A 25,229-nucleotide genomic window follows, 5' to 3' on the forward strand; every position below is an offset into this window, starting at 1 on the left:
GGTGGAGGCTCCCTGGGTCTGGGATCCGAACCGGGACGGCGTGCTGGATGAGAGGGAGCCCCTGGGTGAGGGCATCACGGTGTGCATCCTCGACAGCGGCCTCGACCTGGCCCACCCGGAGTTCGCGGGCATCGTCGTGGAGGGCAAGGACTTCGTGGATGGCGACACCGAGGCCTGGGACCGGAGTGGGGACAGCTGGGGCGAGGGCCATGGCACGCACGTGGCGGGCATCATCGCCGCGCAGCTCGGCTCGGGCGGCAGCAACGTGAGCCCGGGCATGGATGCCCAGGGTGTGGCGGGTGTGGCCCCTGGCGCCCGGCTGCTCATTGCCCGCGTGCTGAACACGCAGGGCGTTGCCTGGTCCAGCGCCATCATCGCCGGCCTCGAGTGGTGCCAGGACAGGGGGGCTCAGGTTGCCTCGCTGTCGCTGGGGGGCACCCAGGATGGCCGCGTGGAGCGCGAGGCGTTCCAGGCCGCCGCGGCCCAGGGCCTGCTCGTCGTCGCCGCCGCGGGCAACGGTGGCGGCGCCATGGACTACCCGGCCGCGTACCCCACGGTGCTCGCGGTGGGCGCGCTGGATCAGTCCATGCGCCGGGCGTCATTCTCCGCCCGCGGCAACAACCTGTCGCTGATGGCGCCGGGCGTGGACGTGCTCTCCACCTTCCTCCACGATCAGGGCACCATCTCCCAGGTGGAGCTGGGAGACATCCCCTATGCCTCGCGCCCCGTCTACCTGACGCCCCCGGGCAAGCTCGTGGGTCGGCTCGTGGACTGCGGCGTGGGGGACTCGACGAGCTCGTGTCCCCAGTCCTCGTGTGATGGCTTCGTCGCGTACGTGAATCGCAGCCTCACGGTGCCCCTGCACCTCCAGATCACCCACGTGATGAAGCAGGGGGCACGGGCCGTCATCATCGGGGACCTTCCTCGGGAGGGTGGGCTGTCGGACCTCTCCGTGGGCCGGCGGGGGCACTGGGTGCCAGCGGCCGTGGTGAGCCACGAGACAGGGGAGGCGATGCGCCGGATGATGGGCTTCACCGCGCACGTGACGCTGCACCCGACGGACTATGCGTTTGCCTCGGGCACCTCCATGGCGGCACCCCACGTGACGGGCGTGGCGGCCATCGTCTGGAGCGCGCGCCCCACGCTCACCGCGGCCCAGGTGCGTGAGCTGCTGGAGGCCAGCGCGAAGGACCTGGGAGCGCCCGGCAAGGACCGGGACTCCGGCCACGGGCTGGTGCAGGCCCAGGCGGCGATCGAAGCGCTCGAACGGCTCCAGTAACACGGGTAGAAGAAGGCATGCTCAAGCCAGGCCTCCCCATCGCGGCTGCCTTCCTCCTCGCCACGGGCTGCGCCTCGGGAGCGGGGACGCAGCGCCTGGAGCGTGAGGGCAATGCCAGCCTCACGGGCGTCGTCGTGGCTCCCCCCAGCGCGGTGAGGCAAGGGAGCACCTCCTGCGCCGGGGTGAGGGTTCATGTGGCCCACATCAGCGAGCCCACGCGTCCGCTGGGCACGCCCATGGTGAAGCAGAGCCGGGGGCGCTGCCTGTACGTGGTCTCCAATCTGCCCAGCGATGCCGAGCTGCTGCTGGAGGTGAGCCTGGCGTCGAGCTGGCGCTGCGAAGAGGGACAGGCCCCGACACTCAAGCCCAAGCCTGGGGCCTTCAAGCTGCGCGACTACGAGACGGCCACGCGGGACTTCCGCGCCCTGTGTGACTAGCCCGAGCGCGCTGCTGGCTTGCTCGGCTGCTTGCCCCTCTTCCCTACGGGAAACCCCTCAGGCTACTCCAGCCCTGCTCTGGCAACCGTGAGGCGACGCCTGCCTGAAGGGGAGCCCGCACGGAGGGTGGATTGATTCCCTGCCCCCAGGCACGGCAATCTGCTGCCAGACGACAAGGCCTCTTCCCCCTGTTGCTTCCGTCCCGCCCTTGTCGCAGGAGCTTATAGCGCTATGAACGCGAACCGTCTGAGTGCCCGCCTGGCAGCACTGCTCGTGGTGGGACTGATGGCTGGTGCGTGCGAGAACGAGGAGCCCTTTCCCTCCTTCGACGAGCTCGACGAGCTGAAGCTGCTGCACAGCATGCCGCAGCGGCCTCCGGCGGATCCCACGAACCGCTTCGCGGACAACACCCAAGCGGCGGCGCTGGGCAACAGGCTGTTCCATGATCCGAAGCTGTCGAGCTGCGGCACGGTGTCGTGCAAGAGCTGCCATGACGGCGATGGGCGCACGGTGGCGACGGCCCTGGCGGACGGCTGCAACGGCAACGTCACGGGCCGCAACCCGCCCACCATCCTCAACGCGGACTACAATCGCTGGTTCATGTCGGACGGGCGCGCGGACCGGCTGTGGAACCAGGCCATCCTGCCGATGACGAGCCCCGTCGAGATGGACTCGAACGCCACCATCATCCGGGCGCAGCTCAACGCGGAGTACCACAGCTCGTACGCGGAGGTCTTCACCAAGACGCCGGACGAGACGGGGGATGACGAGCTGCTGGCCAACGTGGGCAAGCTGATGCAGGCCTACGAGCGCACGGTGAACCGCCGGCGCTCGCCGTTCGACGAGGACGTGAAGCGCTTCATCTCGGTGGCCGAGGTGAGCGTGGTGGAGGCGACGAAGGACCCGGCGTACCTGGGGCTGAAGACGTACTTCCGCAAGGGCCAGTGCATCGTCTGTCACAAGGGCGTGGCGATGACCGACCACCTCTTCCATAACATCGGCGTGAAGGACGGCAGTGCGGGAGCCGAGGGGCAGACGGCGGCAGTCGAGGCGATGCTGGACTGGAAGTTCAACGCGGCGGGCCCCTTCAGCGACGCGCCAAACGGGACGGACGCGCAGCGGCTGGCCTCGGTGCGCGCGACGCTGGTGGAGAAGCGCGCGGAGATGGTGGGCGCCTACAAGACGCCCACGCTGCGCAACATCGCCCTGACGGCTCCCTACATGCACACGGGCGAGGTGGCGACGCTGGCGGATGTCGTCGAGTTCTACGACAAGGGTGGCGACGAGAATGGGTCGTTCACGGGCACGAGGACGGAGACCATCAAGAAGCTGGAGCTCGAGCCTGCGGAGAAGGAAGCGCTCGTCAAGCTGCTCGAGTTGATGACGGGCGAGCCCTGATCGCCGCGCTCGAGGCGGGGCGCTGAGGGGAGACTGTCAGCGCCTCGATGAGCTCGGGAGCGTGCGGAGCCGCCTCACCCGCCTCGGAGGGCGGTGCGCACCTCGTGCCCGAGCGCGGGATCATCCGCAAGCGAGAACTGCTCGGGGAGCCGGGCCAGGGCCCGCGTCACCCGGACGCGCCAGGAGGCATGCGCCTGCAGGCTGATGAGGCCGAGCCGATGCAGGAAGTGCCCCCAGGGCAGCAGGGCCGCGGTGACGGCGGCCTCGGCATGCGGGTGGCGGTAGCGGCTGTCGGAGCCAGGGCGTGCCCACTCTCGCAGCACCCACTCCGCTGGGAGCAGCAGGGCCGCAGGCTTGCGCGCTGGCTCGCGCGGCGCACGCACTCCCCGCGGCACCTCGGGCAGCAGCAGCAACAGCCAGGGGTGCAGGAGCTGGGTGCGCCCCAGGGGCCAGCCGTGACGCGTGCGCAGCTCCTGCTCAAAGGCCAGGACCAGCCCCTGTTGCTCGAGGTGGAGCTGCTCCGCGGAGAGCCGAGCCCAGCTCTCGGGATCGCCGTTCCACGTCCACGTCCCCGTACGGTAGGAGCAGGCACGCTTGAGCCACCCAGAGGCCAGGGGACCGAGGGGCTCGAGCTGCTCACGGCACCAGCCCTCGCCAGCGGGCAGCCCCCTCAGGAGTGCCGCGTCCAGCACGGTGTACACGGCGCGCTGGGCGAAGTCCTCCACGTCCCACCCGAAGAGCCGAGGACTGTCGCGCACGCCCGGCCAGGCGGCCGTGAGGCCCGCGAGCGCCGCATCCACCTGGCCGCGATAGAGGCACCACTCGGCGAGCTTCAGCAGAGGGACGGTGTGTCCCCTCCAGGCAGCCAGCCCGAGCAGAGCCCCCTGAACGTCCGCGCCGGGGCGCCCCAGGGCACACTCCACGCGCCAGCCCAGCACCGCGGGTTCGGCCCGGTAGGCATGCGGAGCATGGGCCTCCCAGGTGGCGAGGACGGCCTCGAGCTCGGTGGTCCGGCCGGCCTCGCGCAGCAGGCTCCGGAGCTTGCGGCCCAGCTCCAGCGCGTCCTCCGCATCGAAGCGCGGATCGGCGGCCACCTCACGGGCCAGCACGAGCCTCAGCTCCAGCGGCGCGGACACGAAGCACTCATGGAAGCTGCGCGGGAGCCCGGCCCCGGCTTCTCCCTCGGGGGGTTGCCAGCAGCGCGGGACATACCGCCGCCATACTTCGAGCACGCCTCCCACGAGCACGGAGGCGGAGACACCTGGCGCCGCCCCCCGCTGCACCCAGGAAGCGGCGAGCGCCAGGGCTTCCGCATGTCCCAAGGCTTGCCTCAGGCGCGCTGCATCCACGGCCACACCGTGGCGGCGCAGGGCCCGGAGGAGCGCCTCCGTGGAGGGGCCCTCACCGTCACGCTCGCGTCGTGTCTCGTCGAGTCGCTCTTCGCCTCTCATGCACTCGCCGTTGAGGCCTCCCCACCCATAGGGTAGTGCCACGGCGACGCCACGTAAAGCGTAGTGCTCGGAGTTACACCCCGAGCGGATCTGCCGCACCGCGTCCTGGAGGTGCAGTGCAGGGGTGCTGAGCCTGCCTCAGCGAACCAGGTGGAACCCCGTCTGCCGCTGCCAGGCCCAGCGCACACGGCCGCTCGCGTCGATGATGACGTCCTCTTCCTGCGCCGAGCGCACGCGCTGCCCGCCCCACTCTGGCACGGGCGAGGTGGCCTGGAGTTCCACCGAGTACCACATGCTTGGGATGATCGTGTGGTCCCCGTTGCCCGGCACGCCCTCCTGCCGATCCCACAGCCCGATGATGGCACCCGCGCCGTGCCCGTTGAGCCCCACGGGGTGCGAGTAGACCGTGCCGTCGATGCCCTCCTGCTTCATCCGCCCGAGCACCGTGCGCAGCACCTCGTTGCCCGTCCGGCCGGGCCGCAGCTCCTCCACCACCAGATCCTGCAGCCGGTTAGAGCGCGCCAGCGCCTGCTTCAGCCCTGCGGGCACATCCGTCTCGCCCTCGCGCAGCACGTAGCCCATGTGCTGCGTGTCCGTGTTGAGCCTCAGCGCGGTGATGCCGAAGTCACAGTGCAGCACGTCCCCACGCTGGATGATCGGGTCCTCCCCGAGCTGCTGCTCCGTTGCCCCCTGGCGCTGCACGCTCACCATGGGGTGGAACCACGTCTCCAGGCCCAGGTCGTTCAAGCGCTGGCTCATCCACCACTCCACGTCATTGACGCGGGTGACGCCTGGGGTAATGACCGTGTTGGAGAACGCCGTCCCGATGATGTCCCAGGCGAGCTTGTTCTCCTCCGCGAAGAAGCGCTCCTCGTCCCCGCTGCGCCACGCCAACAGGTCCACCGGCAGCCCGCCGGAGGGCTTGAGACGCGCTGTCCACTCCGGGCCCAGCGCCTCCGTCATGCCCTCGTACTCGCCATGCGTGAGCCCGTCCGCGAAGGCGAAGGTGCGCGACACGTTGATGGCGACGGACTTCGGCTGGCGCTCCTCGAGCACCTGCTTGAGCATCTGCCACTGCTCCGGCCCCCACGGCTCGGCGGTCCGCACCGTCCCTCCCCCGTCCACCTCTCGCGCCATGCGCCGAGGCTCGTAGAGCCCGCCCTGCGCTCCACCTCCCAAGGTGAGGCGCACCACGCCCTTGTCCGGCCCCATGTCGTGGAAGACGAAGAGGGTGCGCCGCCGCGCCGCGAACGTCCTGCCAGAGACGAGCGCCTTGAAGACAGGGTCCTCGTTGTACTCGCGCATCGCCACCACCCACAGCTCCACGCCGTGCTGGCGCATGAGCTTGGGCAGAGCCACCTCCAGCCGCTCCTTCAGCCAGGCCTGCTGGCGATCCACTTGTTGGCGGAGCGTGCCGAAGGGGCGCTGGGGCCCAGCACGCTCGGAGTGGGGGGGCTGCGCTCCCAGGGTGGCGCAAGCGGTGGACAGCAACAACGAAGCGAGGAAGAGGACGTGGAGAGACGTACGCATGGCCGCGCAGCATCGCACGGCCGCGAGGCGGCTACCGCCCGGTGGGCACCGGCATGAGCGCCGAGGCGTCCACTCCCTCACCCGTGCCACAGCCGTCCGGAGCGCACTCCTGACCGCCGGCGCACGAACCACAGTCGAGCAACCCACCGCACCCGTCCGGAACCACGCCACACGCATCGTGCTGCCCCACGCACGTGGCCGGGATGCAACCGTGGCCGGGCAGGTATCGCTCGGTGCTGGCGAGCGTCCCGCCAGCATCATTGAACCCACCCACCAGCAACACCTCGCCGCCAGGCAGCCGCACCACCCCCGCGCCACGGCGCGGGACCTTGAGCGACGTCACCAGGCTCCAGGTGCTCGTGGCCGGATCGAAGCGCTCCGCAGCGGCGAGCGTCCCCGAGGCGAAGTGGTAGCCGCCCACCACCAGCACCGCTCCATCCGCGGTAACCACCGCGCCGTGGCTCTCACGCGGCATGTGCGGAGGAGCGACGAGCGTCCACGCGTCCGTGGCCGGATCGAACAGCTCCGCAGTCTCCGCCGCGCGAGAGGTGCTGCCCCCCACCACCAGCACACGCCCATCCGCCAGCCGCGTCACGGTGTGCCCCGAACGGTGCGTCCCCGCCGCGCCACCCGCGGAACCCGCCTTCGCCCAGCGGCCCGTGGACGGATCGAACAGCTCCGCCTGCATGCCGCTCACGAAGAGCACCCGCCCGTCCTGCAGCACCGCCGCCGCCTGCGCGCCGCTGTGGCCCCAGCTCGGGGCCTCCGCGGGCGCCCACATGCCCGTGGCCGGATCGAACAGCTCAGCCGAGCGGAGCTGACGCCGATCCAGGTCCGAGCCGCCCACCACCAGCACGCGCCCGTCCGCCAGCAGCACTGCGGTTGGATCGATGCGCGGCACCAACATGGGCGCCGCCAGCGTCCACTCGCCCGTGGCCGGGTCCAGGAGCTCGACGCTCGCCAGCATGCCGACGAGCTGCTGGGGAGAACCGCCCGCCACCAGCACGCGCCCGTCGGGCAGCGTCACCGCGGCATGGTTGCGCCGCGCCCCCTTGAGCGAGCCTGTGGAGCTCCACTGGCCCGTGGCCGGATCGAACACCTCGCACGAGGAGAGCGTGCGGGTGCCGTCATGGCCTCCCGCCGCGAGCACGCGCCCATCCGCCAGCTGCACGAAAGGCAACAGCCGCCGGGGCGTGCCCAGCGGCTGTCCCACCTGTCCGGAGACAGGCTCCTCCGGCGCGGGACCGGAGCTGCAAGAGAACACCGCGGTAAAGAGAATCGCCGTAATGAAGGACGTCGAAAACCGATGCATGACCCCACCTGCCCGCTACGTCGAGGGGGGTTCGTGTACCCTGACGGTCTGACATGCTTGCCGGTCGACTCTTGAGTGATTCCCGAGGGTTGAGGCGACATCGCACCACCTCTGGGCAAACGCTCTATGGTGGACTGAGCAGGCGTCGGCCGGAGGCCGTGCCACCGGCGCGAGGATGGATGCGCACATGAGCGCAGAGGACGGGGAGCAGGAACTCCGAGAGCGGGTGCGGAAGCTCGAGACGCTCGTCGCGACGCTCGAGGAGCGGCTCCATCAGTTGGAGGTGAAAGGTCCGGCCGAGGCTCCCGCGCCTGCAGCCCCGCCCGTCCCACTACCGCCTGCGACGGCCTCTCCCGCGCCGACAGAGCGCGCGGATCTGGAGGCGCACCTCGGCACCTACTGGTTGAGTCGCGTGGGCATCGTGGCCCTCATCACGGGCCTCGCGTACCTCATCACCTGGCGCTTCGGAGAGCTGGGGATGTTCGCGCGGGTGGGGCTGGGCTATCTGCTGAGTGCCGGGCTGGGCGCATTTGGGCTCTGGCTGTCTCGGCGCTACTCGCTCTTCGGCCGCATCCTCTTCGGCGGCGGGCTCGCGCTGGCCTACTTCGTCACCTACGCGCTGCACTTCATTCCCTCGGTGCGCGTCATCGACAGCCAGGCGCTCGCGCTGGTGCTGCTCGCGGGGCTCGTGGTGGGCATCGTCGTCATCGCCCACCGGATGCACTCGGAGACGGTGGCGGGGATTGCCCTGTTCCTCGGACTGCACACGGGGATGCTGAGCGACATCACCGCCTTCACCCTGCTGTCCACCACCCTGCTGGCGGCGGGCGCGCTGTTCTTCCTGGTGCAGAACCGCTGGGTCATCGTCCCCCTGTCGAGCCTCGTCGCCGTCTACAGCACGCATGTCAACTGGGCGCTGCGCAGTGGCCACGTGGCGCCCGGTGCGCCCGATCCCGAGCGGCTGCTGCTCAGCCTGAGCTTCCTTGCCGTCTACTTCCTGCTCTTCTCGGTGGCCCTGCTCGCACGCCCGCGCGAGCTGTCCGTCCGCGCCAGCCTCTCCTTTGCCATGCTCAACTGGGTGGGGCTGGTGGGGCTCGGCGCATATGAGGTGGAGCGCCGGAGCGAGCCGGACCTGTTCCCCTTCTTCCTCATCATCGCACTGGCTCACGGCGTCGCGGCCGCGGTGGCTCGGTGGCGGCAGGCTCCTCCCGCGCTGCTTCACACCTATCTCTCCCTGTGTGCCATCACCCTGGCCTTGGCACTGCCAACCCACTACAGCGGCACAGCGCTGGTCGCCTCGTGGCTGGTCACCGGTGCCGTGACGGGGCTCGCGGCGCGCGGCACCCCCTCGCCAGTCCTGCGATGGGTAAGCGTGGGCATCCTGTTCGTGGGGCTTGGGGCCACGTGGTTCATCGCGTCCCGTCCTCCCGTCCTGTACGTGGTGGCCTTCGCGTGCTTCCTGCTCGTCGAGCGCTCGGGAGAGCTCCGGTCGACCTGGCTGCCTCCCCCGGACTCGCTCCAGACCCAGGGCCTGCTCAAGGCGCTGTGCGCCGCGGGAGCAGGGCTTGCTCTGGTGTGGCTCGTGGGCCAGTGGATGCCTCCAGGGCTCACGACACTCGGGTGGGTGGTGGCGGCCTTCGGGATGTTCGCCGTGGGCTTCGCCCTGCGCGAGCGCAGATACCGGCTCGCGGGGCTCGGCGTGCTGGCGCTGGCGCTCGGGCGGCTGCTCATCGTGGACCTGGCGCGGCTGCCCATCGGCCAGCGCGTCATCACCTTCATCCTCCTGGGAGTGATGCTGCTGGTCATCTCGTACACGTACACCCGGCTGCGCGGCCGCAAGGAGTGACGGTCATCCCCAGAGTGAGTTGATGCTCGGCTACCTGCTGCCCTCCCCTCCCCCGCCCAGCTCGAAGTAGAGTGTGCGCAGGTCCCCGGCCTCCTGGAGCACATGCGCCTCGAGCGCCGCCCTCGACTCTGGCGGCAGCGCTCGCAGGCTGTCCCCCGCGTCCGTCTCGAGCTGCTCCAGGATGTCCTCCACCAGCAGCTGCAGCAGCGCCTCGGCCTCGGGGCTCCGCGCGCTCGGGGGCGGGCCCAGCTTCGACACCGCGCTCGCCAGCCGCGCCTCGTTCGCGTACGCCGTGGCCAGGCCCCGCAGATCCTCCACGGAGAGCCACGCCCCCTGAACCGGCGCGGGCTTCCACTTCGTCGCGCCGTGGAAGCGCTCGTCCTCGGAGAACTGGGCGATCTTGTGCTTGAGGACCGGCCGCACCCGTCCCTTCCCGGCGGGCACCCACAGATCCTTCTGCGGTTTGAGCACCACGCCCTCCCCCAGGTTGCCCGGCAGCGGCGGCAGCCCGAACCAGCCAGGCACGTGGCTCTCGAAGCCTGTCGGAAACTCGAGCGCCTCCTCATAGCTGCCCACGAAGAGCGGCCTCGCGGCGAGCACCCCCTCCGCCTCGCACAGCTTCAGCAGGACGTCATAGTCGAGGTAGTGCCGCTCCCCCTGCGCGTCCTCCCGCGCCAGGTCGAAGGCGCAGAACTCGATGCGCGGCGAGTAGTACACGCCCGTCTGCACCGCCTGCACGCCCGGCACCGCAGGCACGTCCGGGTGCGGATAGGCACCACCGAACAGCTCGCCATACAGCGCCACGCGCACCGCGTCCGGGTGCCGCTCTCGCACCTGCGCATGCAGCCGAAGCACCGCCGGAGCCAGCCGCGGCAGCAGCGCCGTGTGCCCGAAGAAGTCTTCACCCTCGGCCAGCAGCGCCTTGCGTTTGGCGCAGTGCACCGCCTGTCCATCGCTCAGGAGCGCGAAGTTGGCGCCGTGGATCTTCTCCGTCACCACCCAGGGGCTCTTCTTCAGCGCGCGGTAGCCCCTGTCCTCCAGTCCCCACTGCTCCGGGCGCTCGACGATCTTCTCGTAGCTGGTGTGCTGCGGCTCCGCGTCGGCCATGGGATATTGCTCCTTGCGGCGTCGCTGACGCGCGATTGGAGGCACATTGGACATGCACCGTCTGGCGCTCCCCCCTCTGCTCCTGGGCCTTCTGGCCCTCCCAGCCAAGGCCCGAGCGGAGGAGCCTCCCCCTCCGAAGGACTCCTCCCCTCTCAAGGTGGACCTGGACCTCGGTGGCTCCCGGGGCGCGCTCGAACACCCGGCGACGACTCTCCCGCCGAATCCCATCGGCCTCCAGCGCACCGCGTCAGATCGGGCCTCGGCCACCCGGCTCTCGCTGGGCGCCCGGCTCGCTCTGAGCCAGTTCTTCAATGTCCGCAGCCTCTGGCAGACCAACGTCCTGGACTGGTACCTCACGGGCGACCTGCGGATCTTCTCGCTCCGCGTGGGCGTGGAGAAGGAGCTCGCGCTCTCCCGGAGGGTCGCGCTGGGGCTGGGAGTCCACGGTGCGGCGGCCGAGGCCTCCTTCGGCACCGGCGAGACCGTCTTCAATGCCCCGTCGATTCCGGATACCGGGCCGGCTCCCGATTCGGTCCAGGAACTCCGGGCCAGCCAGTGGCTCTTCGGCCTGGGGGGAAACGTGTCCCTCCTCTTCCTGACGGGCAGCCCGCTCTACGTCCGCCTCCAGGCGGGCTTCACCCAGTACCTCAGCAAGGCCAACCACTTCGAGACACGCGGCAGGGACTACACCCCCGAGGGTTTCTCGGTGTCGCTCAGCGGGCCCTCGGCAGGGCTCTCCGTGGGCGTCCGCTTGTAAGCGCTCGAGCGTGAGGGCTACTTCGCGTCCACGACCAGGACCATCCAGCGGTCCGTGGAGTGGTCGATGTGGACGTTGGAGGCACCCGCCTCCTGGAGCTGCTGGACGATGCGCTCCAGGAAGAGGAGCTGCTCCTTGGGCGCGTCCACGAAGACGTTCCTCTGCCGCGCGCCCTTGGCCTTGGCCTTGACGGGCTGGGAGGAGGCGCCATTGAACGACTCGGGGGTGCTGGCCGCTGGCTTCACCTGCGCGGCGCCGTCATCGTCCGAGGAGTCATGCTCGTCGCGCGAGGGCTCCTCGGCCGGCGGGCGCGTGCTCTCCGACTGCACCTGCTCGCGGAGCTGTTGGAAGGTCTTCGGGTTGAGTGTGGCGTCGAACTTCTCCTCGAAGCGCTCCTGCGCCTCCTGGCGGGAGATGTCCGGCTGGTCGCGGATGAGCTCGAGCAAGAAGGCGCTGCGCTCCTGAGTCTGGGCCTGAGAGATCCTGGGCATCGTTTCCTCGTGAAGGGGGCCGAAAGGGCGGCGCAAGGTAGTCGAGCCCGATCCCTCAAGGAAGGGCCCACACGGCCGGTCCGGGTCCTCTCTGGCAAGCCCTGCGGAGAAATCATGGCTCGCGGGGGCGCTGCTGGGTAGTGTGACTTGCACCCTACCCACCCAGTCCTGCCTGCCCCTCGGCCGGCAGGGCGCTGGCGAGGCCCCGCCGCGTGAACGTCCTACCCCCCCTGCCCGAGCTCATCGCCCAGTTCCTCCAGCGCTTCGTCCACCAGCCCGCTGGGCAGGCCTGCCTGAGCCGTCAGGCCGCGGATGCCGCCTTCGCTCGCTCCGCCTTCGACGACATCTGCCGCCGCGCCGATGCGGGCGAGGATGTGACGGAGCGGGTGCTGGTGAAGCTGCTGCCCCACCGGGACACCCCGTTCAACCGCCAGCGCGGCGCGTGGACTTCCCTCCAGGCCGTCATCAACCGCGAGATCAAGCGCTGGTTCCAGAACGTGGGCTGGGTGTCGGACGAGGCCGCGTGGCGGGACATTGCCAGCCACCTCCTGCGCCTGCTCCGCACGCTGGAGCGAGGCCCCCAGCAGGCCGCGCTGGAGGCCTTCGCGGCCTCGCCGCACTCGAAGGGCTTCCGCTCGGGCTTCCTCAGCCCGGTGCTGCACTGCCTCCGGCCAGACCTGTACCTCGTGGTCAACGCCAAGAACCGCCGCACGGGCAACTTCTGCCTCGCGCTCTGGGGCGAGCCCCGCGAGGTGAGCGTGGCCCTCGAGCACTACCTGGAGGCCAGCGCCACCCTGCGCTTCGTGCTCGAGCGCCTCAAGCCCCTGGGCATTCAGGACGCCGCTCACTTCGACACCTTCTGCCACTGGCTGTGCGACCGGAAGCTGGGCGGCTACCTCGCCCGCAGGAAGGTGGAGGAGCTGGAGGACGGCCCTCCCGAGGAGGACATCGGCGGCGAGCCTGATGAGGAGCCCGCCGCCTGGGTCGTCCGCCACATGCTCTCCCGGCGCAACCTGCGCGCCGAGGTGCGGCGGGGCCGGCGCAGTACGTGGACGGCTACCCAGCGCAGCTCTCGCGAGTGGCTCCAAGATGCCGAGCCTGGGGATCTCGTCTTCCTCTACCAGGCCAGCCCAGTGCGCGAGGTGCTGGGGCTCGGCAGGATGGTGGCTGCGCCCGCTCCCGTGGGCGAGGAGACCCGCTTCGAGGTGGAGTTCCTCACCGACGTGCTGCCCCACCCCATTCCCCTCGCCGCCATCCAGGCACACTCGACGCTCTCGGGGATGATGATGGCCTCGCCGCGCAGCGGGGTGGTGCTGCCCATCCGAGCCGACGAGCTGCCCCACCTGGCCCGGCTCGTCGTGGATCGCAACCCCGAGGTCCGCGAGGCGCTCGCGCCGTACCTCCCCTCCGAGGCCCTCGCGCCCGAGCCCCCTTCCCTGCTTGCCCCGCGGGTGCTGGACCTGGCGGCGTGGGTGGATGAGTGGCGCCACACCTCCGGCTACCCGGATGAGGCGGACGCTCGGGACGCGCAGCAGCGGGAGCTGTGGGCGCGGATGCTGGCCAAGGAGGCGCTCGACCGGCTCACCCTGGAGGACTTCCGCCCCGTGTACCAGCTCGGGCTGCTGGGTGCGACAGGGCCCATGCCGGGCCTCCACCGCTTCTTCCTGGAGGCCCGCGAGGAGGACCTCACCCGCTTCCGCGCCACGCTGCGTGACGTGCTGTATGGCGAAGGCCGCGTGGAGCAGCGCCTGGATCGTGCGCTCGACAAGAGCAGCCCCCTGGCTGTGAGGGGGCTGGGTGAGGCGGTGCTGATGAAGTGCCTGGCCATCGTCCAGCCCGCGCGATTCCTGGGCATCTACCTGCTCGAGGGGGACCACGGTAAGGCGCGGATGATGGAGATGCTCGGGCTGCCGCCGCTGCCAGGCGCGCTCTCGCCGGGCACCCAGGCGGTGCGCTCCAATGACGCGCTCCGCGAGGCACTCGAGTCCCATATGCCCACCGCTGCGGGGCTGCCGGCCACGCAGGCCATGAGGCGCTTCCTCCACTGGCTCAAGGCCCGGCTGGATCAGCAACCGCCACCGAAGGAGCTGGATCCGGCCGAGCGCTTCCTCCATGTCACCTCGCTGCGCCGCGAGCGGCTGGAGGAGCTGTCCGCGCTGCTGGAGCACCGGCGGCAGCTCATCCTCTATGGGCCTCCGGGCACGGGGAAGACGTTCATCGCCCGCGAGCTGGCCCGCTACCAGGCCGGCTCCGAGGCCCGCTGCGAGCGCGTCCAGTTTCACCCCGCCTACTCCTACGAGGACTTCGTCGAGGGCCTACGGCCCCAGGTGGATCCCCAGGCACCCGGAGGGCTGCGCTACGAGTACCGCGCGGGCATCCTCAAGTCCCTGGCGGAGCGGGCCCAGGCGGCTCCCACGGAGCGCTTCGTGCTGCTCATCGACGAGATCAACCGCGCCGCGCTGCCGCGCGTCTTCGGCGAGCTGCTCTACCTGCTGGAGTACCGCGAGGAGCGCGTGCGGCTGGCGGGCTCGGGGGATCTCTTCGAGCTGCCGTCCAACCTCTACCTCGTCGGCACGATGAACAGCGCGGATCGGTCCATCGCGCAGATCGACGTGGCGCTGCGGCGGCGCTTCCACTTCGTGCGGATGGATCCGGACGCGGACGTGCTGCGGCGCAACCTGCTCAAGTGGGACGTGGCGCCGGACGTGTGTGACTGGGTCGTGAGTGGACTGGAGGTGGTGAACGCGCGCATTGCCCGCTCGCCGGGCCGCGAGTTCTGCATTGGCCACTCGTTCTTCATGGACAAGGATCTGGACGCAGTGCGCGTCGAGCGCATCTGGCGCCATGACATCGGCCCGATGCTGGAGGACTGTTTCTATGACTCGCCGCAGGTGGTGACGGAGCTGCACGCCCTCTTCGACGCGGCCCGCCCCGGGCCGGTGGACCTGACGGAGTGACGGTGTGGACTCTCACCGAGTGGGAGTGGGCTGAGCTGCCGCTCTCGCCCGCCGATGTGCTGGAGGCCCAGTCACACCTGGGCTCGGCGCTCTCCGTCGAGCCTTCCGTGGGGGGCTTCCGGCTGCGCGCTCTGGGAGTGGCGGGCATGGTGGCGCTGCCGGGGGGGACGCTGCACGTGCGGCCCAAGGTACCAGCGCTCAACCTGCTCGCGCTGCTCGACTATGCCGCGAGGGAGGTGGCCTGGGGCGAGGACGTCGTCGGCTCGGGTGAGGCGGAGGAGCTGCTCGCGCTGCTCGGGGCGCTCTTCGTGCGCCGCGTGGAGCGACTGGCTCGCGGGGGTTGGGTCCGTGGCTACCGCGAGGAGGAGGCAGAGCGCCCGGCGCTGCGGGGCCGCTGGCTCGTGGGGAGGGACATGGCCCGCCCGCCCACGCACCGTCACCTGCTCTCGTGCCGGTTCGATGAGTTCACCACCGATGTGGCGCCCAACCGCTTGCTGCTCGCGGCGCTGCAGGTCCTGGAGCGCTCTGGCCTCTTTGGCCCACACGCCACGGCTCGTGCGAGGTCGCTGGCCTCCACACTGGCCGAGGTGCAACCCCTGGCGGAGGTACGCGCGGCGGTGAAGGTGCTGGCCTCGGATCGCCGCTTCGCCACGTATGGACCGGCGGTAGGGCTCGCGCGCCTCATCCTGGAGGGCGCTGGCATGCAGGCCATCCCAGGCCATCATCCCTTGTCTTCGTTCGTCATCCGGCTGGCGCCTCTGTTCGAGGCGGCCGTCACCCGAGCCGTGGCGAAGGTGGCGGGTGCGCGGGGGCTGACGTGTCATGCGCAGCGCCCGCTCTCGTTGGACGCGGCGGGCCGGCTCACCGCCATTCCGGACATCGTCATCGAGCACGGCGATGCGCGACTCGTCATCGACGCCAAGTACAAGCTCCCGGCCGAAGGGATGCCGCCCGCGGATGACTTCCAGCAGCTCGTCACCTACCTGGCCTGCCTGGACACACGGAGAGGGGTGCTCGTGCTCCCGGCTCATGGGGCTGTGCCCGAAGAGACGACCTTGCGCCTGAGGACCTTCGGACGTCCGAGCGAGGTACGCGTCGTGAAGGTGCCCCTCGGGGGACGCGCGGCCAGGGTAGGCGCTGCGCTCGAGTCCGCCGCCGAGCGGCTCGTCTCCTGGGTCCTGTCCGGCCAGTACCGCGCCCTCGAACAATCCGGCTAATGTTCGCAGTGACCACGTGGTGACACCCTTCGATAAAGCAAGGCGAGGAAGAAGAGCGCATGCCTCGAGGCAGAGTCCGACGACTGCGTTCGACTCGCTGCTGAAACGCACTTTCCTCGCGCTCTATCCACAGGGCTCCGCACGCAAATCCTTCGTTAGCGCTCCCGGTGAGGACAGCTATCACGGAGGAGTGAAACCCGACTTCGTCCTCCCAGATGGCCGCTGGATCGACTTCAAGCTGAGAGTCAGCTTTCGCGAGAAGCAGGACGTACCCTGGCGACCGTCAGCGCTGTACTCCTCGCTTCGGAAGTACGTCGATCATCCGGCGAACCGTCATGCCTCGCTGATCATCGTCTACCGGCATCTGCATGGCACCCTTGAGGACGTAGAGTTCCCCATCAAGCGCGGAGCGAAGATCCTGATCCAAGATGCCTCCGAGTTCAGCCGGAGGATCATTCTGGTGGATGTGGTGAAGTTGCTGCCGCGTCTGCACAAAGCTCAGTTGGAGGGCCTCGCACAGGAGATCATGCGATTGTAGGTGAAGACGTATCAACTCCGATCCATCGCTGGCACGAGTCTTTCAAGCAACATCCATGCGCGTTCCCAATCGGGCACTCTCAAGCCCAAGGCTGCTCGCGGCGGGAACGCACTGGGAGGCCTTCCGGAGTTGGTGGAGAGCCCTCCCTAGGCTCCTTGCGCGACGGCGGAGCCGCAGCCTGGGCAAAACCCGCAACCCGAGCTTGCCGGGAGCCACCTGCCGGGCGCAGCCTGCGCCAGCCTGTCTGCTTGTCTGACAGGTTCGTTCCATGCCCTGCCGCCAGCAGGTTCTCCACCCACCTGACTGCTTGTCTGACAGTGATGCGCCTTGGCCCAAGGAGCCTCCAGCAGACCTCCAAGTCGTTCATCAGCCTGGGCCTGCGCCGCGGAGGCCCCACCGACTGCCCGAGTGCCTTCGTTCAACACCTTCTGAGGGCGATGGCCGCTGTGGACCCGTTGCGTGAAAGGGTTCTCGTAAGCTGCGTCCATGAGCTCTTCCCCCCCTCCATACAAGTCGTATGAAGTCTACCGGGCGCTGGCCGATCACCACGAAAAGGGCCACTCCGAGGCCACCCTCGTCACCGTGCTCTTTCGCTTGATGATCGAGGTCGAAGCACTGCGAGAGGCGCTCTCCAGCCCCGAGACTCCCGAGGCCGTGCGCCAGAGCTACCGCCAGGCGTATGAGCGCATCGCAGTGCTGTCCCACAACTCAGCGGGCCCCTATGGGCCCATGGACAAGATCCTCCGCCGCTTCTTCCCTGAAGGCGCCTCCGCAGATCGCTTCGCCTCGGATCTGGCGATGCTGCAGCGGCTCGGCGCGACCGAGCAGGAACAGCAGGCCGTGCGCGAGCAGATGGAGATCGTCGAGACGTACACCTGAGGCCCAGGCCGCGGCTCAGGCCCCACGCGTCTCGGGTGGACTCACGCGCACCAGCATGCGCCCGAAGTTCTCTCCGCGGAACAAGCCCGCGAACGCGGCAGGGGCCGCCTCCAGCCCCTCCACCACGTGCTCCCGGTACCGCAGCTTCCCTTCCTGGATCCAGCGGCCCAGCGCCGCGCGGGCCTCCGTAAAGCGCTCGGCGTAGTCGAACACCACGAAGCCCTCCATGCGCAGCCGGTGCGTGATGAAGTGGCCCGTGTTCTTCAGCCCAGACCGCTGCTCCGGCGGCACCCCATACTCCGACACCACCCCGGACAGCACCACACGCCCACGCAGCGCCATGCTCGGGATCGCCGCGTCCAGCACGGCCCCTCCCACGTTGTCCAGGAAGACGCCCACTCCCTCGGGACAGACCCTCCGGATGGCTGCCGCCAGATCCGATTCCGCGCGATGGTCCAGCGCCACGTCGAAGCCCAGCTCCTCCACCAGCCAGCGGCACTTGGCCGGGCCTCCCGCGATCCCCACCACACGCGCCCCTTGCTGCAGAGCCACCTGTCCGGCAACGGAGCCCACAGCCCCCGCCGCCGAGGACACGAGCACCGTCTCCCCCGCACGCGGTCTGCCCAGCTCCAGGATGCCGAAGTACGCCGTCAGCCCGGGGATGCCGAACACTCCCAGCTCTGCGGACACCGGCTCCGGGCCCGCTACCACCTTGCGAAGCCCACGCGCCTCCACGACGGCGGCCTCCCGCCAGCCCCAGCTGCCCACCACGCGCTCGCCCGGAGCAAACCGCTCGCTGCGGGAGTCCACCACCTCGCCCACCACCGCGCCCGCGATGACATCGCCCACCGCCAGCGGCGGAGCGTACGAGGCCCGGCCGCCCAACCTCGTGAGGGTCCCGGGATCCACCGTCGCGTACAGTGTCCGCACGCGGAGCTCACCGGCTCCAGGCAGCGGAAGCTCCACCGTCTCGAGGCGGAAGTCCTCGGGCGTGGGGAGCCCTTGGATGTAACGGGCCAGGACCACCTGGCGGCTCGTGACGGTACCTTCGGGCATGCGCATCTCCAGGGCCGCACCATCCGCGCCTGGCGTCACTGTGGCAACCCTTTCCCGCTCCCCCTACGCTCACCTCCATGAAGCCCGCTTCCGTCCCCTCCTCGCAGTCCCCGGAGCATCCCCTGCTCGCCACCGCGCGGCAGTTCGCGCCCCGCGTGTCCTCCCGCGCCGAGGAGATCGAGGCCGCCCGCAGACTGCCCGCAGATCTCGCCCGCGAGCTGGCCCAGGCCGGCCTCTTCCGCATGCTCATCCCCGAGGCCTACGGCGGTCTCGAGCTGCACCCCACGACATTCATCGAGGTCATCGAGACGATCTCCCGCGCGGATGGCGCCACGGGCTGGTGCCTCATGATCGGTGCCTCCACCGGCATGGCCTCCGCGTGGCTGCCCAAGCCGGCCGCTCGCGCCATCTTCGAGCCTCCGGAGACCATCGTCGGTGGGGTCGCCGCACCCATGGGACGGGCCGAGCGCGTCGAGGGCGGCTTCCGCGTCACCGGGCGCTGGCCCTGGGCCAGCGGCAGCCAGAACTGCCAGTGGCTGATCGGCGGCACGCTCGTGACCCAGGACGGCAAGCTGAGCCTCTCCCCCGCCGGCGTGCCCGAGATGCGGCTGTTCGCGTTTCCGAGCCAGGACGTCATGCTCCATGACACCTGGCATGCCTCGGGCCTGTGCGGCACGGGCAGCGGCGACATGGAGGTCAAGGACCTCTTCGTCTCCGCGGAGTACGGCTTCTCGCTCCTCACCGAGCGCCCGCGCGTCGACCGGCCGCTCTATACCTTCCCGGCCCTCGGCCTGCTGGCGGTGGGCCTGCCCGCCATCACTCTGGGAATTGCCCGCCGTGCCATCGACGAGCTCTCGGCGCTGGCCCACCAGAAGGTGCTCCTCCCGAGCCGAAAGAAGCTGGCCACCCGCTCCGCCGTCCAGACAGCCGTCGCCGAGGCCGAGGCCCTCCTGCGCTCTGCCCGGGCGCTGCTGATGGAGTCGGTGCACGCCACCTGGAACACCGCCGCCCTGGGGGCACTCACCCCTCGCACCCGTGCCGAGCTGCGGCTGGCCCTCACCCACGCCGTCCGCTCCTCGGCGCGCGTCGTGGACCTCATGTACGAGGCCGCCGGAGGCACCGCCGTCTTCCGCACCAGCCCGCTCCAGCGCTGCTTCCGGGACGTCCACACCGCCACCCAGCACGCCATGGTCGCTCCCCCCCTCCTGGAGACCATCGGCAGCGTCCTCCTGGGGCTCGAGACGGACACCACCCCCCTCTGAGCACTCCCGCCGGGCAGGCGACCGCCTTGGCTCTCCCAGTGACTTGATTTATGCAATAATGAACAATTGAAGGCACATTGCAGGGATGGCACTTCTGCCCGCGGACGCTCCGACAGCCCGGCCCCCCTCTGAGCGACACCTTGGCTCCCAGGAGAGCTCACAGCGGGAGCCTTGGGCCCACCGCTTCTTCGAGCTCTCTGCCGACCTACTGCTGGTGATCGACTCGGAAGGGCGGATCCTGCAGGCCAGCCCCTCCTGGAGCCAGGTGCTGGGCTGTCCGCCGGAGTCCCTGGAGGCAGAGCCCTATGCCCGCTTCGTGCATCCAGAGGATCTCGCAGCCGTGGAGCACCAGCTCCGTTCGCTGACGGGCCCGGAGCACCGGACCTCCTTCACCTGCCGCTGGCGGTGCCAGGACGGAACCACCCCGTGGCTGTCCTGGAGCGTGAGCGTCTCGCCGAGTGACGGCACGCGGTACTGCGCGGCCCGGCCGCTGGAGCTTCCGCCCCAAGTCCCTGACTCCAGCGCTCCCCTCCCTGCCGCCAGGAGCGGGGAGGCCCTGTCGCTCGAGGCGGACTTGCCGTGGCGCATGAGTGACAACCTGGCGCTCGGGCTCTACCTGGTGGACGCGCGCTCCGGCAGGGTCCTCTATGCCAATCGCCAGTTCTTCCAGCTCTGGAACATCGCGGAGCTGGAGGAGCCCTTCCGGCAGGGAGAGTCCATCCACGAGCGGGTGATCGAGCAGTGCCTGCCCGCCGTGGCAGAGGCCGAGGCCTTCTTGCGGCTCTACGCCACGCCCGGCGAGGGTCCCTGTCCCGAGGGGTGTCAGGATGAGATGGTGCTGACCGATGGGCGGACCCTCCAGCGCTCCTCCACGGCCATCCGAGATGCGCAGGGCACCGAGCTCTGCTGGCTGTACGTGTTCAAGGACATCACCGATCGCAAGCGCACCGAGGAGGCGCTGCGCCGCTCGGAGATCAGCTTCCGCAAGCTCTTCGAGAGCGCCCCCGAGGCCATCTGCGTCCATCGGGATCGGCGGTTCGTGTACGTCAACGCCGCGATGCTCGCGGGGCTCCGCTACGAGCGGGCGAGCGATCTGATCGGCCGGCCCGTCTTCGACGTCATCCACCCGGACGATCATCGGATGATCCGCGATCGCGTGGCGAAGATCCTCGCGACGGGCAAGCCGGTGCCGCCCCAGGAGCTGCGCTTCGTGCGCAGCGACGGCTCCGTGTACGACATCGAGACCGTGGCGCTGGCCGTCGAGTTCGACGGCTTGCCCTCGGTGCTGGTGATGGTGCGGGACATCACCGAGCGCAAGCAGATGCAGGCCCAGCTGCTGCAGGCTGATCGGATGGTGGTGATGGGCACGCTGGCCGCCGGAGTCGGGCACGAGATCAACAACCCGCTCACCTACGTGCTGAGCAACCTCTCGACCGCGGGCGAAGAGCTGGAGCAGCTCGGCCGGGAGCTGGAGCAGGACACGGCCGCCCTCACGGACCCGCAGGGCTGGAGCTCCCGCCTGAGGGAGCTGCGGGAGATGCTGACGGAGGCCCACGCCGGCGCCGAGCGGGTGCGCATCATCGTGCGGGATCTGAAGAGCTTCTCGCGGCAGGGCGAGGAGCGGCGGGCGGCGGTGGATGTGACGGAGGTGCTCGACTTCTCCATCAAGATGTCCTTCAACGAGGTGCGCTCCCGCGCGCGCCTCCTCAAGGAGTATGACGCGGTGCCCGCCGTGTACGCCGATGGCGCGCGGCTGGGGCAGGTCTTCCTCAACCTCCTGGTGAATGCCGCACAGGCCATCCCCGAGGGCAATCCCCAGGGGAACACGATCACCGTCCGCGTTCGGCGCGAGGCCCCCGGGCAGGTGGCCGTGGAGGTGAGCGATTCCGGCACGGGCATCGAGGCCGAGGTGCTGTCGCGCGTCTTTGACCCCTTCTTCACCACCAAGCCCGTGGGGACAGGCACGGGGCTGGGGCTCTCCATCTGCCACGGCATCATCAAGAGCCTGGGCGGCGAGATCTCCGTCCGCAGCGAGCTCGGGCGCGGCTCCACGTTCACCGTCCTGCTCCCGGCGGCCCCTTCCCTCGCTCCCTCGGACGAGACCGCGCAGGCGCCGGTGGGGAGCGGCAAGAGCCACGTCCTGGTGATCGACGACGAGCCGGGGGTTGGACGTGCGCTGGCTCGGATGATCGGCGCAAAGCACGCGGTGACGGTGGTGGAGAGTGGACAGGCGGGCCTCGAGCGGCTGCTCTCCGGCCAGCCTTTTGATGCCGTCTTCTGCGATCTCATGATGCCGGATCTCTCGGGCATGGACCTCTACGAGCGGATGCGCGAGCTGAAGCCCGGCCTCGCCGCGCGCTTCGTCTTCATGACGGGAGGCGCCTTCACGCCCCGTGCGCGCCAGTTCCTGGAGACGGTCCCCAACGGCTGGCTGGAGAAGCCCTTCGACGCGCAGCAGCTGTTCCGGCTGCTGGGCCAGGTCCTCCGAGAGCACCGTGCGTCGCCCGACCCGGTGAGCCCGACCCGATGAGCCCGGCCCGGTGAGCTGCGGGAGTGAGGCGGGCACCTCCCAGGCCGGTTATCATCCCCCTCCACGCGAGGCACGATGAACTTCCCGAGGGAGCTGGTCGAGGCAGTCCGCAAGTACCAGGTCATTCCATTCGTAGGCGCAGGCATCAGCATGGGGGTGAAGCGGGGGATGTTCCCCTCGTGGATCCAGCTCCTGGAGGGGCTCGCCGAGCGGATGAGTGATGAGTCCATCCCCGATGCCGCCATCGCCGAGGTGCGGCAGCGCATCGCCCAGGGTGACTTCCTCACCTCTGCCGAGCTGGCCTTCAAGGAGCTGGGGGCCTACCGCTTCAACCGCTTCCTGCGGGAGCGGCTTCGGGTGCGCCAGCCGCCGGACGCGGACCTCTCCGTCATCCGGGCCCTGTGGGAGCTGCGCCCGCCGGTGGTGCTCACGCCCAACTACGACGACGTGCTGCTGTGGGGCCGCGAGGACGCCGAGTCCGTCTCCAATGATCAGGAGGACGAGCTCAACCTCATGGATGCCGAGGCCTCCTCGGAGACGCCGCGCGTCTGGTACCTCCACGGCACCATCCACCGGCTGGCCACGCTGGTGCTCGCGGGCGCGGACTACAAGCGCCTCTATGGGGACACGGCGCAGCCCGCCAGCTACTCGCAATACACGAACGCCCTGGTCCGCCTGCGCGAGTGGATCCGCTCCAGGCCCTTCCTTTATATGGGCTTCAGCTTCAGCGACCCGTACGTGCTCAAGCAGCTGGAGCACGTCATCGGCATCACCAAGGGCCGCCACGTCCCCAGCTTCGCGCTGATGAAGAAGGGACAGCTGGATCGCGGGGCGCTGTGGCCCAAGTACAACATCCAGCTCGTCGAGTACGAGGACCATGGCCCACCGCTGGCGGCGTTCCTGCGCGGGCTGGCGCAGGCCGCGTTCGGTGGCACCAAGCTGAGTGTGCCGTCGGGGCACTCCTCCACCGTGCCGGGGCCGGGAGAGCTGCCATCCGTGTCGCGGCCCGCCCTGGAGCAGGAGTACACCCGCATCCTCCGGAGCCAGCACCGGCTGGTGCTGCTGGCCCCCGAGGACGGTGGGGCCCGGGCGCTCGCACGCCGTGTGGCGGCCCAGTATGGGGACCGCGTCACCTGGCTGGCCCCCCCGAATGTCCCTGACTGCACTGAGGCCGAGTACTGCCGCGCCCTGGCGGGAGACGACCCGGAGGCCAGCAGCGTCACGAGCTTCGATGCGCTGGTGGAGTTCCTGCGGAGGAAGGCCGCCCGCCTCGGCCGGGATCATCTCATCGTCCTGCGCTACGAGTGGGGGCCGTTCGATCACCTGACGGTGCTCGGGCGCCACCTGCGCCAGATGATGGACGAGCCGTCCGCGGTGCAGTTCCACTTCCTCATCGCTGGCGGCGAGCGCTCGGCGTGGCTGCTGCACAACATGAAGAGCTTCTCCGTCTTCAAGGATGCGCCACGCCGCGAGCTGCCAGACCTCACGGTGGACCAGGTGCAGCAGTTCCTGGAGGGGGCGGGACACAGCGGCTCGCGCTGGGCGCAGAGCGTCCACGAGGCGACGGGTGGCCACATCGGGCTGCTCAAGGAGGTGCTGAGCAGCGAGGGGGCGCTGGATGCCGACTCCGTCACCACTCGGCTCTCGCGCAGCCCTTCGCTCCGAGGCACCGTGCAGGAGTGTCTGCGCCAGGACGAGCGCAACGGGTACACGGGAGGACGGAGCTGCCAGGCGGTGCTCACGAAGCTGCTCGCCGGGCAGCACGTGGAGGAGCTGGAGCCGCTCGACCACCAGGTGGAGTACCCGGAGGTGCGGCTGTACTTCGCGGGGCTGGTGCGGAGCGACGCGGCGGGGAAGACGGTGCTGCGGTGCAAGGCCGTGGAGCTGGCCGCGCGAGAGGCCCTGGCGCGCAAGGATGTGAGGCCGTGAGCCGGTACGCCTGGGCGCTCTGCCTGGCCGGGGTGCTCATGGCTTCGGGGGCCCGCGCGGATGAGCGCGAGGTGCTCGTCCCGGAAGGAGAGCCCGAGTCCATCCTGGCAGGCGCCACCTGGTCTCTCATGGAGTCCGTCTCGTCCGTGGCCTTCAGCCCGGACGGACGCATGGTCGCCTCGGGAGGGAACGACAACATCGTCCGGCTGTGGGACGTGGCCACGGGGCGTGAGCTGCGGCGTCTCGCGAAGCACACAGAACCCGTTCGCTCCGTGGCCTTCAGCCCCAACGGGCACACCCTGGCCTCGGGCAGTGACGACAAGACGATCCGGCTGTGGGACGTGGCCACGGGGCGCGAGCTGCAGCGTCTCGTGGGACACTCGGAGTCCGTCAGCTCCGTGGCCTTCAGCCCGGACGGGCACACCCTGGCTTCAGGCAGCAGGGACACCTCTCTCAGGCTCTGGGACGTCGTCACCGGGCACACGCTCCTGCACATCACGGGACACTCCCTCTCCATCAACTCCGTGGCCTTCAGCCCGGACGGGCGCACCCTGGCGTCGGGCGGTGATGACACGGTCCGGCTGTGGGACGTGGCCACAGGAGACGAGCTCCGGACCCGCGACGGGCTCTCAGCCTCCGTCCTGTCCGTGGCCTTCAGCCCGGATGGACGCACCCTGGCCACGGGCCACCATGACAACAAGGTCCAGCTGTGGAACGTGTCCGCTCCGAATTATCTCAAGCTGCGGCTCTTCGAGGGGCACTCGGAACCTGTCCGCTCCGTGGCCTTCAGCCCGGACGGGCGCATCCTGGTCTCGGGTGGTGACGATGACACGATCCGGCTGTGGGACGTGGCCACCCATAGCGCGCTGCAACGCCTCGAGGGACACACGCTCCCTGTCTCCTCGGTGGCCTTCAGTCCGGATGGGCGAACCCTGGTCTCGGGTGGCTGGGACGCTGCGATCCGGCTCTGGGACCCCGTCACCGGGAACCTGTTGCGGAGCCTCGAAGCACACACCAGCGCCCTCTCCTCGGTGACCTACAGCCCGGACGGACGCACCCTGGCCTCAGGCAGCTGGGATGCGATGATCCGGCTCTGGGACCCCGTCACGGGGCGTCAGCTGCGGCGCCTGGAGGGGCACACGGACTCCGTGCTGTCGGTGGCCTTCAGCCCGGACGGGCGTACCCTGGCCTCGGGCAGCAGCGACGAGACGGTTCGCCTGTGGGATGTGGCGGCCCAGCGCAAGCTGCCGGAC

The 25,229-nt window shown here is 69.8% G+C and carries 19 protein-coding genes; 13 read left to right on the plus strand and 6 right to left on the minus strand.

From position 1 onward, the window contains the following. The 3 genes from VD972_RS23285 to VD972_RS23295 form a co-directional block, all read left to right on the plus strand. Positions 1–1,279 (plus strand): S8 family serine peptidase (locus VD972_RS23285; RefSeq protein ID WP_324990508.1); only part of this gene is annotated, 1,279 nt, incomplete at its 5' end. Positions 1,280–1,296: 17 nt separating this feature from the next. Beyond that, positions 1,297–1,716 (plus strand): hypothetical protein, encoded by a 420-nt coding sequence (locus VD972_RS23290; RefSeq protein WP_324990510.1) that lies wholly within the window; start codon positions 1,297–1,299, stop codon positions 1,714–1,716. A 231-nt stretch (positions 1,717–1,947) separates the two neighbouring features. After that, a complete protein-coding gene (locus VD972_RS23295) occupies positions 1,948–3,114 on the plus strand; it encodes a cytochrome-c peroxidase (RefSeq protein WP_324990511.1) in 1,167 nt (388 codons plus the stop codon). A 74-nt stretch (positions 3,115–3,188) separates the two neighbouring features. Here the strand turns inward: VD972_RS23295 and VD972_RS23300 are convergent, their stop codons facing one another. The 3 genes from VD972_RS23300 to VD972_RS23310 all read right to left on the minus strand — a co-directional run bounded on the left by VD972_RS23300 (position 3,189) and on the right by VD972_RS23310 (position 7,407). Then, positions 3,189–4,607 carry a hypothetical protein gene (locus tag VD972_RS23300; RefSeq protein ID WP_324990512.1) on the minus strand — a complete coding sequence of 473 codons (1,419 nt, stop codon included), beginning with the start codon at positions 4,605–4,607 and terminating at the stop codon, positions 3,189–3,191. 96 nt (positions 4,608–4,703) lie between these two features. Next, positions 4,704–6,095 carry a M24 family metallopeptidase gene (locus tag VD972_RS23305; protein WP_324990513.1) on the minus strand — a complete coding sequence of 464 codons (1,392 nt, stop codon included), beginning with the start codon at positions 6,093–6,095 and terminating at the stop codon, positions 4,704–4,706. A gap of 31 nt (positions 6,096–6,126) precedes the next feature. Then, a complete protein-coding gene (locus VD972_RS23310) occupies positions 6,127–7,407 on the minus strand; it encodes a Kelch repeat-containing protein (protein ID WP_324990515.1) in 1,281 nt (426 codons plus the stop codon). Positions 7,408–7,594: 187 nt separating this feature from the next. On the opposite strand from VD972_RS23310, the gene VD972_RS23315 reads away from it, so the two are divergent. Further along, a complete protein-coding gene (locus tag VD972_RS23315) occupies positions 7,595–9,253 on the plus strand; it encodes a DUF2339 domain-containing protein (RefSeq protein ID WP_324990516.1) in 1,659 nt (552 codons plus the stop codon). 30 nt (positions 9,254–9,283) lie between these two features. On the opposite strand, the gene VD972_RS23320 is transcribed toward VD972_RS23315, so the two are convergent. Next, positions 9,284–10,360 (minus strand): RNA ligase family protein, encoded by a 1,077-nt coding sequence (locus VD972_RS23320; RefSeq protein WP_324990518.1) that lies wholly within the window; start codon positions 10,358–10,360, stop codon positions 9,284–9,286. A 52-nt stretch (positions 10,361–10,412) separates the two neighbouring features. Between VD972_RS23320 and VD972_RS23325 the strand changes: the two genes are divergently transcribed. Continuing rightward, a complete protein-coding gene (locus tag VD972_RS23325; RefSeq protein ID WP_324990519.1) occupies positions 10,413–11,117 on the plus strand; it encodes a hypothetical protein in 705 nt (234 codons plus the stop codon). A 17-nt stretch (positions 11,118–11,134) separates the two neighbouring features. Here VD972_RS23325 and VD972_RS23330 read toward each other — a convergent pair whose 3' ends face one another. Next, positions 11,135–11,608 (minus strand): hypothetical protein, encoded by a 474-nt coding sequence (locus VD972_RS23330; RefSeq protein ID WP_324990520.1) that lies wholly within the window; start codon positions 11,606–11,608, stop codon positions 11,135–11,137. Positions 11,609–11,820: 212 nt separating this feature from the next. Here VD972_RS23330 and VD972_RS23335 point away from each other — a divergent pair, with 212 nt between their 5' ends. The 4 genes from VD972_RS23335 to VD972_RS23350 all read left to right on the plus strand — a co-directional run bounded on the left by VD972_RS23335 (position 11,821) and on the right by VD972_RS23350 (position 17,199). Continuing rightward, positions 11,821–14,565 carry an AAA family ATPase gene (locus tag VD972_RS23335; protein ID WP_324990521.1) on the plus strand — a complete coding sequence of 915 codons (2,745 nt, stop codon included), beginning with the start codon at positions 11,821–11,823 and terminating at the stop codon, positions 14,563–14,565. Then, positions 14,562–15,782, plus strand: a complete 1,221-nt coding sequence (locus VD972_RS23340) for an McrC family protein (protein WP_324990523.1) — start codon at positions 14,562–14,564, stop codon at positions 15,780–15,782. Before VD972_RS23335 ends, VD972_RS23340 begins: the two co-directional genes overlap by 4 nt. A 190-nt stretch (positions 15,783–15,972) precedes the next feature. Next, on the plus strand, positions 15,973–16,320 hold the full coding sequence (locus tag VD972_RS23345) for a hypothetical protein (protein ID WP_324990525.1): 348 nt from the start codon (positions 15,973–15,975) through the stop codon (positions 16,318–16,320). 486 nt (positions 16,321–16,806) lie between these two features. Then, on the plus strand, positions 16,807–17,199 hold the full coding sequence (locus VD972_RS23350) for a hypothetical protein (RefSeq protein ID WP_324990527.1): 393 nt from the start codon (positions 16,807–16,809) through the stop codon (positions 17,197–17,199). A 15-nt stretch (positions 17,200–17,214) separates the two neighbouring features. Here the strand turns inward: VD972_RS23350 and VD972_RS23355 are convergent, their stop codons facing one another. After that, positions 17,215–18,255: an NADP-dependent oxidoreductase gene (locus VD972_RS23355; protein ID WP_324990529.1), complete on the minus strand. Its 1,041-nt coding sequence runs from the start codon at positions 18,253–18,255 to the stop codon at positions 17,215–17,217. Between the two features lie 77 nt (positions 18,256–18,332). Between VD972_RS23355 and VD972_RS23360 the strand changes: the two genes are divergently transcribed. The 4 genes from VD972_RS23360 to VD972_RS23375 form a co-directional block, all read left to right on the plus strand. Further along, positions 18,333–19,517 carry an acyl-CoA dehydrogenase family protein gene (locus VD972_RS23360; RefSeq protein WP_324990530.1) on the plus strand — a complete coding sequence of 395 codons (1,185 nt, stop codon included), beginning with the start codon at positions 18,333–18,335 and terminating at the stop codon, positions 19,515–19,517. A gap of 85 nt (positions 19,518–19,602) precedes the next feature. After that, a complete protein-coding gene (locus VD972_RS23365) occupies positions 19,603–22,047 on the plus strand; it encodes a PAS domain S-box protein (protein ID WP_324990531.1) in 2,445 nt (814 codons plus the stop codon). A gap of 75 nt (positions 22,048–22,122) precedes the next feature. Beyond that, a complete protein-coding gene (locus VD972_RS23370) occupies positions 22,123–23,976 on the plus strand; it encodes an SIR2 family protein (protein ID WP_324990533.1) in 1,854 nt (617 codons plus the stop codon). Then, on the plus strand, positions 23,973–25,229 hold a 1,257-nt coding region (locus VD972_RS23375), incomplete at its 3' end, for a WD40 repeat domain-containing protein (RefSeq protein WP_324990535.1). The genes VD972_RS23370 and VD972_RS23375, both read left to right, overlap by 4 nt.

The sequence above is a fragment of the Hyalangium sp. genome, from assembly GCF_035629615.1.
GTDB lineage: Bacteria > Myxococcota > Myxococcia > Myxococcales > Myxococcaceae > Hyalangium.